9 protein-coding genes and 1 pseudogene are annotated in these 12,234 nt (G+C 64.0%); 4 read left to right on the top strand and 6 right to left on the bottom strand.

The annotated features are described in order from the left end of the window. The first annotated feature begins 43 nt into the window (after window positions 1-43). Together AC5Y5Z_RS19465 and AC5Y5Z_RS19460 are read left to right on the top strand one after the other, a co-directional pair. Window positions 44-376 (top strand): four-helix bundle copper-binding protein, encoded by a 333-nt coding sequence (locus AC5Y5Z_RS19465; RefSeq protein ID WP_085087443.1) that lies wholly within the window; start codon window positions 44-46, stop codon window positions 374-376. Between the two features lie 535 nt (window positions 377-911). Then, window positions 912-1,499 (top strand): LOG family protein, encoded by a 588-nt coding sequence (locus AC5Y5Z_RS19460; RefSeq protein WP_238306295.1) that lies wholly within the window; start codon window positions 912-914, stop codon window positions 1,497-1,499. A 216-nt stretch (window positions 1,500-1,715) separates the two neighbouring features. Here AC5Y5Z_RS19460 and AC5Y5Z_RS19455 read toward each other — a convergent pair whose 3' ends face one another. The 4 genes from AC5Y5Z_RS19455 to lpqS form a co-directional block, all read right to left on the bottom strand. Next, the gene (locus AC5Y5Z_RS19455) at window positions 1,716-3,233 is read right to left on the bottom strand and encodes a multicopper oxidase family protein (RefSeq protein ID WP_085087446.1); all 1,518 of its coding nucleotides are present in this window, start codon (window positions 3,231-3,233) and stop codon (window positions 1,716-1,718) included. An 82-nt stretch (window positions 3,234-3,315) separates the two neighbouring features. Beyond that, a complete protein-coding gene (locus AC5Y5Z_RS19450; protein WP_085087449.1) occupies window positions 3,316-4,617 on the bottom strand; it encodes an MFS transporter in 1,302 nt (433 codons plus the stop codon). Then, the gene (locus AC5Y5Z_RS19445) at window positions 4,617-5,786 is read right to left on the bottom strand and encodes a PLP-dependent cysteine synthase family protein (RefSeq protein ID WP_133449266.1); all 1,170 of its coding nucleotides are present in this window, start codon (window positions 5,784-5,786) and stop codon (window positions 4,617-4,619) included. The genes AC5Y5Z_RS19450 and AC5Y5Z_RS19445 overlap by 1 nt, the downstream gene beginning before the upstream one ends. Window positions 5,787-5,887: 101 nt before the next feature. Continuing rightward, window positions 5,888-6,247 (bottom strand): putative copper homeostasis (lipo)protein LpqS, encoded by a 360-nt coding sequence (gene lpqS, locus AC5Y5Z_RS19440; protein ID WP_238306298.1) that lies wholly within the window; start codon window positions 6,245-6,247, stop codon window positions 5,888-5,890. A gap of 306 nt (window positions 6,248-6,553) precedes the next feature. Between lpqS and AC5Y5Z_RS19435 the strand changes: the two are divergent. Together AC5Y5Z_RS19435 and AC5Y5Z_RS19430 are read left to right on the top strand one after the other, a co-directional pair. Then, a pseudogene (locus AC5Y5Z_RS19435) lies at window positions 6,554-7,971 on the top strand (IS4 family transposase). Between the two features lie 351 nt (window positions 7,972-8,322). Continuing rightward, complete coding sequence (locus AC5Y5Z_RS19430) at window positions 8,323-8,721, top strand: hypothetical protein (RefSeq protein ID WP_133449265.1); 399 nt, start codon at window positions 8,323-8,325, stop codon at window positions 8,719-8,721. 191 nt (window positions 8,722-8,912) lie between these two features. Here the strand turns inward: AC5Y5Z_RS19430 and AC5Y5Z_RS19425 are convergent, their stop codons facing one another. After that, window positions 8,913-9,794 carry an alpha/beta fold hydrolase gene (locus tag AC5Y5Z_RS19425; RefSeq protein WP_085087457.1) on the bottom strand — a complete coding sequence of 294 codons (882 nt, stop codon included), beginning with the start codon at window positions 9,792-9,794 and terminating at the stop codon, window positions 8,913-8,915. Between the two features lie 1,615 nt (window positions 9,795-11,409). Then, window positions 11,410-11,862 carry an STAS domain-containing protein gene (locus AC5Y5Z_RS19420; RefSeq protein WP_085087468.1) on the bottom strand — a complete coding sequence of 151 codons (453 nt, stop codon included), beginning with the start codon at window positions 11,860-11,862 and terminating at the stop codon, window positions 11,410-11,412. Window positions 11,863-12,234 lie beyond the last annotated feature (372 nt).

The raw sequence follows: 12,234 nt of genomic DNA, 5'->3' as shown, positions 1-12,234 counted from the left end.
GTGTGGTGATTTTCAACAACGATGCCGCGAAGGAGTAAAAGTCATGGCAGCAGAGACCGTGTTGAAGGAAAACCAGGGCTGTGTGGATGCCTGCACCGAGTGTCAGCAGGCGTGCGAAGCGTGCGCCCGCAACTGCGCTCAGGACGCCCACATGGCCGAATGCACGCGGCTGTGTCTGGATTGCGCGACGATCTGCGCGGCCTGTGTGACCCTGTTGTCACGCGGATCGCAGTGGGCCGCCCAGCTGTGCCAGCTGTGCGCTGAGGTATGTGAGGCGTGTGCAGCCGAATGTGACAAGCACGACAACCCGCATTGCCGCCAGTGCGCCCAGGCCTGCCGGCGCTGCGCTGAGCAGTGCCGGGCAATGGCCGGCTAAGCCTGTATTTGTGAACCGAGGCCAAGACCTGCCCGCGTAGCGGCACGTCGTGGCCGTTTACCGCGTGCCGGCCGCCTTGGGGGTCAGCGACTCTAGGCCCCGGGTGGTCGTTTGCCTGGCGCCTGATTTAGCCAGTCGTCGGAGGTGGTGGGTGCGTGGCCCGGTCAGACGGCGCCAGCCCCCGGTGCTGCTGTCACATCTCGTGTGAGTGCCGACAAGGGGGCTTTACGGCGTCATTATCTGGGGGCTGATCCGGCCCGACGGGGTCGGGGCCACCGTCCGCGGCTACTGGTCGGCCGCTGAAAGTTAGCCCCCGGTGCAGGTTTGGGGTACGGCATTGTCCGCCCCGGCGCGGATGTGCCCGACCACCTGGTGCAGGGAGATGACGGTGAGACCTCAATCCAGTCCGGGACCGCCGGTGACTTGTGATGAGGAGTTGTTGTGTTGCCTGGGGCCCGATTTCCCGCCGTTGGGGGGCACGGATCCCGAGCGGGTGGCCCGGATTCGTGATGAGGTAGCGCGTGGGTTTGCCGCGTTGAGCGACGTCGCGCAGGCCGTGACGATTTTCGGCTCGGCACGCACCCCAGCGGATCATCGGTATTACCGGCTGGCCCGGGTGTTGGCCGCGCGGCTGGGGGCACAGCGGTTCGACATCATCACCGGTGGCGGAGCAGGAATTATGGAGGCCGCCAACCGGGGTGCTCGCGACGCCGGGGTGCGCTCGATCGGGTTGGGCATCGAGCTTCCTTTTGAACAGACCACCAATCCGTATGTGGATGTGTCGCTGCGGTTCAACTATTTTTTTGCCCGCAAACTGATGTTCATCCGCTACGCGTCGGCGTTTGTGGTCTTTCCTGGGGGTTTTGGCACCCTCGATGAGCTGTTTGAGGCGTTGACGCTGATCCAGACCGGGAAAACGCCGCACTTCCCGGTCGTCTTGGCTGTATCGGAACACTGGAAAGGCTTGGAGCAGTGGATTCGTGCCCGGCTGCTGGAGTCACAGCTGGTGGCCGCCGATGACTTGAAACTGCTGGTCCTCGCTGATGATCCCGATCAGATCGTGCAGATCATCGAGGCGGGACGCGATCAGCAACGGCGCACCTACCGGACAACGCCATTATGAGCACGGTGACGCTCGCGGGAACGCCGCGCCCAAGATTGACCGCCGAAGGGTCCTGATGGTTTATAACCACCCGAGGGGATCATCGCGATCGTTTCTTCGAGCAACCACGTTTTTTCGACCTGCCCGTAGCGAGCGGATTGCGAACAGATGATTGGCCCACTCCGCTATCAACTGTTCTGGCAGATACTTCCAGCCGTCATCTGCCTTCGAACTGTGTCAGGTTGAGTATGAGGTGTAGTTGAGCATGGTCATCATGCCGGCTTCTAGGTGGTAGCCGTGGTGGCAGTGGATCATCCAGGTGCCTGGGTTATCGGCGATCAGCACAGCGTTGAGTTTCTGGTTGGGCAACACGATGACGGTGTCTTTGCGGGCGCCTAGTCGGCCGTCGGGTTTGATGACCTGGAAGGTGTGGCCGTGCAGGTGCATGGGGTGGTACATCGCCGTCGAGTTGGTGAAGGCCAGGGTGGCTCGTTGGCCCTGTTTGACGGTCACCGGCGTGCTGTCCGGATAGGGCTTCCCGTTGATCGCCCAGTCGTACTTCGCCATGGAGCCGGTGAGTTCCAGGGCCAGGTTCGCATCCGATTGCACTGACCCCAAGCTGGCGGACGATGGGGCGGTGAACGTGTCGACGGTGCCGATTCTGCCGTTGAGTTCGGGAGGCGCGAAGTTGACGTCGGGTGGGCTGCCGTCGGCGGTCTTCAGCAGTGCGCGCCCGGGTGTCGCCGGTTTGCCTTCAGGCATTGCTACCAGCGGGAAGACCCCGTCGCCGGCGGTGACGACGACGTCATAGCGTTCGGCCATGCCGACCAGCAAAGCGTCGGTATCGGTTGGCGCAACCGGGAAACCATCGGTGTGGGTGACCGTCATGACGTGGCCTGCCAAAGCGACGCGGAAGGCGGTGTCGGCGCCTGCGTTGATGATGCGGATGCGAATGCGCTGGCCCGGCTTAGCGTCAAAGGTGGTTGCCGCTGCCGCAACCCGTCCGTTGACCAGATAGAAGGGGTAATCGATGTCGCCGGAATCACCACCAAGTAATGCACTGCTACCCACGGCGGACATTCCGGGCATCTGCTGCTGGCTGGGCCCGTGGGCCGGCATCTGGGAGCCCTTGAGCTCATCGAAAATCTGTTGAGGATTTTTCCCGACGCCGTCGGTCCAGTCGTCGAGGACCACGATCCATTCGGCGTCGTAGCGGCCGGGGTCCGCGGGGTCGTCGATGATCACCGGCAGGTAGAGCCCGTAGTCGGTCTGCATTCCGACGTGTGGGTGGGCCCAGTAGGTGCCGGGGTGCGGTGAGGAGAACCGGTAGGTGAAGTCACTGTTGGCGCCGATATTGGGGGTGGAAGGGAAGACACCGTCCATGTCGTTACGCAGCGCGATGCCGTGCCAGTGCACCGAAGTGGCGTCGCCGAGCCGGTTTCTGACCGTGACGGCCAGTTCGTCGCCGACGTTGGCGCGGATCAGCGGGCCGGGCAAGGCGTCGCCATAGGCCAGTGTTCTCGCGACCGGACCGCCGAGGTCTAGGGACGCCGGTTGGGCGGTAAGGGTGGCGGTGACGGTCCGTCCCGTGTGTGGTCGGGCTTTTTCCGCGGCGTCAATGGCCTGCTGCAGGTTGGGTGCACGATCGCTTCGCCCGCATGACCCGAGCGCAAGCCCGGCCGCGCCGGCGATTGAAGCGGTGACGAACGTGCGCCGATTGAGTGAGATGTGATTCCGCACTGCCTGCACTACCATCCTTCGTCAGTCGGTTGCCGCGGGCGCTGCCGCGGGTTAATTCGTGGCTACTGACCCCGCGGTGTGGCGAGGCGTCGTGCTCTCAGGATCGTCCCCGCTGAACTTCAGGGGATTGCCCAGCGCCGGTTGATCCGGTGGGGCAGTGTTGAGTAGCGCGCGGCTGCAGGTGCTGGTGGCGGTCAAGGACGCGCAGAGCCAAAGCCGCGAAGACACCGATGATGAACAGCCCGGCCCATACCAATTCGTCGGCTCCGGCCTGCCGCGCTGCGCCCATTGCCCAACCGGTAGCCAGGTTGCCGGCGAGGATTCCCACTCCGACGATCGTGTTGTAAAAGCCGTAATGCGTAGCCACGAGCCGGCCTCCGGCCAGAGCCATGACGGTGTCCATTTCGAACGGGAAGACCGCGGCCGAGCCGACGGCCAGCATGGCGGCTGTCGCCAGCAGCGCGGCGGCAGCCGCGACGATCCCGAGTCGAGAGCCGTCGGGGACGGCTATCAGCGGCAAGAACGAGGCCGCCAGGACACCCAACCCGATGGCCAGGCTGCGCCCCGGGCCCCACCGCGCGGCGAACCAACGGGTGATGCGCAGCTGTCCGGCGACCGCCACCAGACCTGAAACAACGAAGATCGCCGCCACCAGTAGCGTTTGGTAGCGCTTGGTCAACTGCGCCGCCTGCAGCGGCAGGGCGAGGTAGACCTGGAAGGACAACACGTAGGAGCCGATCATCGCCGCCGCGAACAGCAGGAAGGAACGGTTCCCGAGGACCACTCGCCAGTCATCGAGTATCGATGTTTTCTCCGGCGCCGGATCGGCGCTGTGCTGCGGCAGCGCCAGCAACTGCGCGACCGTCAGTACCGCAAAGACCACCGCCGCGCCTGCTGCGGTGATGCGGAAGTCGATGGCTACCAGCATGACTCCGACCAGCGGGCCCAGCAGAATCCCAGCCTGATAGAAGATGTTGAACACCGCGAATGCTTCCACACGGCGCTCACGTGAATCGGCGGCCAGGTACGCGCGCACCGCGGGGTTGAACAACGCTCCGGCGAAGCCGGTGGCAGCGGAGGCGATCAACACGACCGGTAATGAGTGAGCGAAGATCAGCAACGCGAAGCCGCCCGTTCGAAGCAGGCAGCCGGCCACGATCAACGGTTTGTAGCCGATCCGGTCTGCCAGCGTGCCGCCGACAATGAACATGCCCTGTTGGGAGAAGTTGCGGACACCCAAAACCAGCCCAACAGCCCACCCCGCCAGCCCGAGTGGGCCGGCGAGGTAGGCAGCCAGGTACGGCATCAACATGTAGAAACCGAGGTTGATGCCGAACTGGTTGATCATCAGCATCCGGCTGGGCCGGTCGAAGCTGCGAAATTGCGTCAGCAATTCCATTACTGCATCGCTCCGGTGGGATCCACGACGGTGGCGCACCGGGTCCAGGACTGCACGACCAGCTCGTCGGGGTGGGCGATGACGGCTGGCCCTTCGGGGGGAAGGTGGTCGAGCAGGCCGTGCTCGCGGCAGTAGTCGTCGTTGTAGATGGTGTCGAAATAGCGTTGCGGACCGTCGGGAAAGACCGCGGCGATGGTGGTCCCGGCGGGCATGGTCCGCGCGGCCCACCCGGCCACCAGGCCGACGGCACCCACGCTCCAGCCGCCGCTGGCGTGGTGGGTGGCCGCCAGCGCGCGCGCGGCCCAGACCGCCTCGGCGGGTGCCACCCAGTGCACCTCGTCAAACGCCGCATAGTCGACGTTGCGAGGGTAGATGCTCGATCCCAGACCGCGCATCAACCGGGTGGCCGCGGGTTGACCGAAGATCGTCGAGCCCACGGTGTCCACCCCGATCACCTTCAGATCCGAGTTCGCCTCGCGCAGCACCCGTGCCACTCCCGCCGAGTGCCCGCCGGTGCCCACCGAGCACACCAACACATCGATGCGACCAAGCTGGTCGAGCAGCTCCAGGGCCAGCGGACGGTAGGCGTCCACGTTCTCGGGGTTGTTGTACTGGTTGGGGCACCACGCGTCGGGGTCAGCGGCCAGCAGCTGTGCAATGCGGTCCTTGCGGGCCTGTTGCCATCCGCCGACCGGGTGGGGCTCGGTGACCAGGTCGACCTCGGCGCCGTAGGCGCGCAACATGTTCTGCACGATGGGCTCCATGCCTGGGTCGGTGACCACCGTGACCGGGTGCCGGTACACCATGCCGGCCAGCGCCAGCCCCAGGCCCAGGGATCCGCTGGTGGATTCCACGATGCGGGCCCCCGGACGCAGTTCACCGCGGGCCCGGGCGCGTTCAACCATGTGCACTGCGGGCCGGTCCTTCATGCTGCCGCCGGGATTGAAGCCTTCCAATTTGGCCCAGAAGCCGCGGTCTGCGGCAGTTAGCGGTTCTGAGATCAGCAGTACCGGGGTGTTGCCCACCAGCCCGGCCGGCTGACGGTGGCTTCCCGGCACGGGCGGGCATTGTGCGGGGCTGAGAGGCCGGTCCACCAACGTCAGCGACCGGGAACTGCAGGGCAGACGGGATTCCAGAGAGTTCGAGGAACGAGCAGAGTTGTTGTTCATGCGATCGTCGCTTTCTAGCAAGAGGCCGCTGGCGCAGCCAGTGACAAGGGAAGCGGCCACCGGCCGTCGTGACAGTGCACAGACGACCTGGCGCTACCCAGTCAGCGACGAGAAGAGCACAACCGCGTCAAGAGCTCTTGACCGGTCAATACAGCACCGATGCTACGCGGCGGACCACGACCGCCCAAGATCACATGCCGCCCGAACAACCCCACCGCGCCGATCACCGCTACCACCACGCTCAGAGCCGCCACGGTAGTGACCGGGGCGTTAGGCAGCACGGCGGTCATGAACGCCTCGTGATGGGCAACTGACGGAGTTCCGATGTGCGCGTGATTGCTGCTGATTGTGAATTCGCCACCCAGCGAACTCACCAGAACATGAGCGGGATGGGGTGCAGCAGGCTCATGCCGCACCTCGGCGTGTCCGAGAATGAGGATCCACACCGCGACCGCGGTCACCGCAGCAGCCAAGGCCGCGGTGAATTGCCACCACGGCCGCGGGCATGCGTTCGATCCGCTCACAGTACTTACAGCGTACCAACGGGATCGGGATAGCGTCGACGACAGGCGGCCATGCTGGGACATCACGTCCGCCTCCACCGTTCCGTACCCCATACCCCCTGAGGGTACAGGCGAGCGGAGTGGGTGGCAAGGGGCGACAAGGTCACGAAAAAACTGTCGAACAACAGTGCTCCTCAGCGGTTAGAGGCAATGCCGCGCAGTTAGGCGTGTGACTCGTGATGCAAATGTGACACGCCGTGTGGGGTGCGGGTAGGGCAGCGGAACTCCCGGTATCGATGGATTGTCCGTGCAAAGACACCATCTCACCGGGGAGTTCCGCTGTCTGTTCAGTCTGTCATCTGTCCTGCTGGCTCGGCCCATGAGGGTTCGTTCGCGCCGGGCCATCTGGGCGAGTTGACCCGGATCGTGTCCGCCGATCTCGTTGATGCGGCGCTGGAGAGCACCGGCCGCGTGCAACGCCGAATTCGGGTGCTGCCCGCGCGGGTGGTGGTCTACCTGCTCCTGGCCGGGGCATTGTTCGCCGAGATCGGTTACCAGCAGGTCTGGGCGCGGCTGGTCGCCGGTCTGGACCCGACCGCGGTGGCCTCGCCGGGTTCCTCGGCATTGTCACAAGCCTTGCGCCGTGTCGGGGTCGCTCCGCTGCGCGAATTGTTCACCTTGGTACGGGGCCCGGCTGTCGGGGCCGCACGCTGGCATGGGCTGTTGGTCTGCGCGATCGACGGCACCTCGATGTTCGTGCCCAACAGCGCCGCCAACGCCGCAGCATTCGGGCGCCAAACCGGCCGCCCCGCCGCCGAGTCCGGGTATCCGATGCTGCGGTTGTTGACCATCGTGGCGTGTGGCACCCGTACCGTCGTCGATGCCGTGTTCGGCGCCTACCGTGTCGGGGAAACCACCTATGCACCAGACCTTTTGCGCTGCCTGAGACCCGGGATGCTGCTGTTGGCCGACCGCAACTTCGCCGTCACCGCCCTGGTCGAACAGATCGCCTCGACCCACGCCGCACTGCTGATCCGGTGCAAGGACGCCCGCGTGCTGCCCCGGTCAAGACGCTGCCGGACCGGACGTGGCTGGCTCGGATGGGAGCGGTGACCGTGCGGGTGATCGACGCAGCGATCACCGTGCGCCTCGACGGCGGCACAACCCGCTGTGGCCACTACCGTCTGGTCACTACCCTGCTCAACGAAAAGCACTACCCCGCAGACGAACTGGTTAATCTTTCCCATCAACGCTGGCAGATCGAAACCAGCTACCTGGAACTGAAATCGACCATTCTGGGTGGCCGCGTCCTGCGAGCAGCCACCCCCGCCGGCATCACCCAAGAGGTCTACGCACTGCTGATCACCTACCAGGCCTTGCGCATCGCCATCGCCGATACCAGCCTGGCCAACCCCACGATTAGCCCCGACAGGCTCAGCTTCACCGTCGCCCTGCACGCCGCCCGCGACCAAGTCGTTCACGCCGCCGCGGCCATCACCGAGACAACCACCGACCTGATCGGCCGCATCGGAGCCGCTGTCCTCAACCAGCCGCTACCAGCGCGGCGATCGCGCTCAAGTCCCCGAGTGGTCAAACGCGCCATCTCCAAACACCGCGCCAAAGGCACCATCGACCGCAGCAACCACACCACCACCATCACCATCGAAATCCTCGATGGTTGACAACACGCCACCGACGCTAACTGCGCGGCATTGCGGTTTGAGGAGGGCCGGCCGCCGGCTGGGTTGGTGTCAAAGTTGTATGCCAGTGCGTATCTCGAAGACTTGATCGATGTCCTCCAGATTGATTCGGCTGGCTGATGATCGAGCCATTCCACCACAGCTGGGTCCGGGCGAACTCGCCGATCAGCGTCGGGCCGCAGTGCGCCACGGTGTCGGCCTCGATCACCCCCGGCGCCTCGGGTGCTTCGTCGGCGCAGGTGCGGATGGTGGTCGAATTCCACAGATGTAACTTATTTCTGGCGCGGGACACTAGGCTAGCTAGCTAACAACGCCAACGACATGGAAGGGCCCGTGGATTCGCTTCCGGGTGTCCTCAACTTCGTCGGCAGCCAGCTCACGACGCACCAGTACAACGTCGCCGCAGGCGATTCGTTCCTGCAGCAGCAGCAGGTCTCCCTGATCCAGAACTCCACGGCATGGAACACGGCGGGTCAGCGCGACGCGATCATCATCACCTGGGACGAGAACTTCAACAATCTCGGACTGGGCATCGGCAACGAGGGCAACCACGTTCCGATGATCGTCATCCCCAACCAGGGCGCCATCACATCGGGCGGGAACGGTTTCAGCCCGCACCCTGGTATCTTGCAACGATTTGGACGGAGTGGGTGGCGACACGACGCACCAAGACGAGCCGCCCCCAGTTGGCGTTGGTCAGCCGCTCGACATCGCGCACTTCGCCAAGCATGAGGCAGTTCATGTGCAGATTCTCGTCGACCTGAGCTCGGCTTCTCACCCAAACTTCGACGGTGCGGAACATGTTGTCGCTCATCGCTGTGACCAGCTGCTACCGATGAAGTCTGATTGTCCCCGCATCCACGGCTGCCGCAACCCGACAACCTGGCCAGCAGAAGCGGGACGCGGCTTCCCGCGGGCAGACCCTAATGTGAACCGGCTCGCAGCACGTCACGGATCGCCTTAACAATGACATCGGGGCGTTCGACTGGCAGCCACGAGTGGCTTGTGCCGTCGGCGAATATTAGTTCGCCTCGCGGAAACCGTTTGACCAGAGCACGATTGGCGGCGTCCATTTTCGCATACGCAGCGCGCCGACGGGTCGGCGACCGCGGCATAATTATCCGCGTCGGCACGTCTGGCAGCGGCACACGTTCGAGTGCTCGCTTCATTTCCCGCAGATAACCAGCATGACGCGGCACAAGCCGTGCCGTCTGCAATCCCGCCCAAGGATGATTGTCGAGATAGCGGTAAAGCCAGCGCAAATTCGACTTCGTGACATCGTTGGGAGCCATACGTCGCACCATATGTCGGCCCATGCTTGTGCGGTGAAGCCTCAGCAGCTGGGCAGTCCCCATGATGAAAAGCCCTCCAGCCCCCATGGCCATCCCCAGCAACTCGAGCAGTCGTGATTCAGTGACCGGCGCAGAGGGATCGAGCAAAACCAACCCGGCCACTTCGTCTGGATGACGTAAGGAGAACATCTGAGCAACCAAACCGCCCGACGACCATCCCACCACGACCGCCGGTGTGGCGCAATGCAATTGCTGGATTACACCATGGAGATCATCAGCCATTTCAGCAACGCTGCGGCGGGGCGGACCTTCCGAGCCGCCACTACCAGCGCGGTCGTAGGTCAAGACGGTGGCAAAGGAGGCAATCCACTGTTCCAACAAACCACCGAACGCGTCCGTCGTTGCTTCACCTGCCCCGCCGGCTTCAAGGACCACCGTGGGCCCCCGACCAAGGACACGTGTACGAATGACCCGGTCGCCGAGGGAGACCGGCGTGGTGGTTTGCGTCGGCACCTATTTTCCACTCTCGTCCAGGGGCACATCGCCGCTTGTCGCTGCGGGGGCACCCGCACTGAGCGAGAAACCGCTTGCGCACACTCTAATCTGGCGCAGTGCTGTCGATGATCCGGTTGGTCCGGCTCGCCCGCAACGCCAGCGAGCGTGATGTGCGCCGATTCTCGCCGACCACCAATTGCCCCGCCGGAGTCGCAGGGGCATCACGCTGGTGCATATGGTCAGTCACAGAGCGGGCTGGTTGTGGCGACTGCATGCGGTACACCACAGCGTGAAACGGTTCGGGCACCTCGGGATCCGGACGTTGCGTTGCATCGTCAGCCACCCGACCAGGATCTTTCATCCCGGCCGCACAGGCCAACGTCGTCACCTTACTAGTCATTTCGTGGAATCTCTCCATCCCCACCCTCGGGTCACAAATTGTCAGGGAGCGGGTGCCTCAACCCAGGTTGACAGAGAGGGCGATGACGAGGGATTCGCGGGCGGCGTCGACGACTTCGCTTGTGACGGTAATGAGTTAGTTGATTTCCATGACGCGATGAATCTGAGCCATCAGTCGGGCGGTGGGCCGGAAATTGCCGCCAGTAATGCGAATGATGGCGGCGCGGTGGCGTGTTCCCCGTGATTGAGACCAGGCGACTCAATTCAGTGGGAACACGCCGGCACCGCGGCTTTCGGCCGCTAAGGCATTCCCGACTTCAGCGATAGCCGCCGACAACCACTGCGCTGCCTACGTTTTGGTGTCCCCACCTGCACACACCGACCTCACGAAGCACTCGTTAGACGTCAAAGCAGGAAACTCTTGCGCGGTGATCAGACGCTCACGATCGGCGGGGTACTCGCGGCTTCGTACCGGATGTCGAACCCACGACCAGGCGAGCCGCGCAATCCGCGACCGCGGTAGTGGCGTCAACTTACCCGTGCTCCGACGTCCCCTCACCGCATCACCGCGCTGGTCAGCAACTGGCGAGATCCGCTCACCACGGCCTTGCTCGACTGTTTTCGCCCGTGGGCCTCGTCGTGGTGCGTCTCGCCTTCTTCTTCCGCGCGCATGCATACTGCTCCGTTCTCTTTCCGGTATCAACCCGAGCCGTTCGGCAGCAAGTGCCGGTTGACCGCCAGCCCTGGAAGCCGCGCTCATCGCAGGGGTCCCCGCGCGGATCGGCCTCACCCCCGTCACCTACCCGCTCGCGCGGAGGATCAAAACGTCCTCTAGCAACGCGCGCATTCGCCCCCTAGAGACGAGGCGCCGTGGCGGACCTGCTTCGCGGCACGACTCCAGCCCACCGCCCGCCGCCTGCTGACAGTGCCTATATAACAGGCAGATCAGCGTGGCTCAGCTGATCCGGGCACAACAGCCAGACACCACCAACCAGCGCGGCGGCACCCACTTCCCCCCGAGCGGATTGGGTCTTCCATTCCGTCTCTGGCCAGCGCCAGCCCACCCGTGGAAACCCACCTGATATGCGGCATCCGCCGGCGGAAGACTGCTCGCCCAAAACCGCAGCGCGATAACAAGAGATAAGCGGCTCCGAGCTACCTACAGCCAGCCACTCTGCGTCAGACAATGCCGTAACCGACATCTGTTCCTCGACATCAGGCCGTTTGCAGCACATCATGAACTGCGCGGCGCGCGCAACAGCAACACTTCCAGCGCCGCACCGATCGATCCGCTCACCGGAAGAAAGTGATCACCAGCACCGACCCGCACCAGCAAACGGCGCAGCACCACATTAGCCGCCAAAGCCCATTGCGCGCCGACCCCGCCGCAGGCCGAATCCAATGCCATCAGTTGATGCATGCCGCGCGCCCCCAGAAACGTCACCGCGGTCAAATCGACTATCATAGGACGCGTCACACATACTACGCTGCGCAAATACCGCCCCACCGCCTCGGCGTTGGCGGCGTCGATCTCACCACAGATTGTCACCACCGCCACCGTGCTCCATACGGCATCAATTTGCACCCGCTTGGTATGCCCCCGGGCACCAAACCACAGCACCCACTCACTGACATCAGAATCATCCCGAGCTGTGGGTAAACCAGACGGTTGCCGATGAGTGTCCATTGGACCACCGAACTTTCAGGCGACCTGGTTCGACCGCCAATGCCACCAGAACCCCCGCCAAAAGCGGCCGCTGCCGAGGATATGACTACGCGCGAGTTGACCCGAAACTCCATCGTAAAGCCACCGGGGGCTCCATGAGTCGGATTACTGATTACTGCTCAATATCCAGCGTGGGAACCACAACCCTGCCCGCAGCAAATGTCGCACGGTTTGAAGTTGAGCAAACGGCGCACTAGGCGCGAGCGCAAGCGCGCCTGGGATGCACCACCTGCGCACCAGGCGGGCCCTCGTTGTGTCGTGCTCGGCATCCCCTGCACGCTGCCTATGGCGTGACCGTAGAGGGATCCCCATACGGGCGGTGCGCCGCGGCCC

The sequence above is a fragment of the Mycobacterium sp. NGS29 genome (genome assembly GCF_059812965.1).
Note: the sequence above shows the minus strand (reverse complement) of the source record. Positions and strands in the feature narration are given on the sequence as shown.

Excerpts from the sequence above, each read along its gene's own strand:
- AC5Y5Z_RS19445 (WP_133449266.1), bottom strand. The coding sequence starts at position 5,786 with ATGAACAACAACTCTGCTCGTTCCTCGAACTCTCTGGAATCCCGTCTG.
- AC5Y5Z_RS19465 (WP_085087443.1), top strand. The coding sequence starts at position 44 with ATGGCAGCAGAGACCGTGTTGAAGGAAAACCAGGGCTGTGTGGATGCC.
- AC5Y5Z_RS19455 (WP_085087446.1), bottom strand. The coding sequence starts at position 3,233 with ATGGTAGTGCAGGCAGTGCGGAATCACATCTCACTCAATCGGCGCACG.
- AC5Y5Z_RS19450 (WP_085087449.1), bottom strand. The coding sequence starts at position 4,617 with ATGGAATTGCTGACGCAATTTCGCAGCTTCGACCGGCCCAGCCGGATG.
- AC5Y5Z_RS19420 (WP_085087468.1), bottom strand. The coding sequence starts at position 11,862 with ATGGACACTCATCGGCAACCGTCTGGTTTACCCACAGCTCGGGATGAT.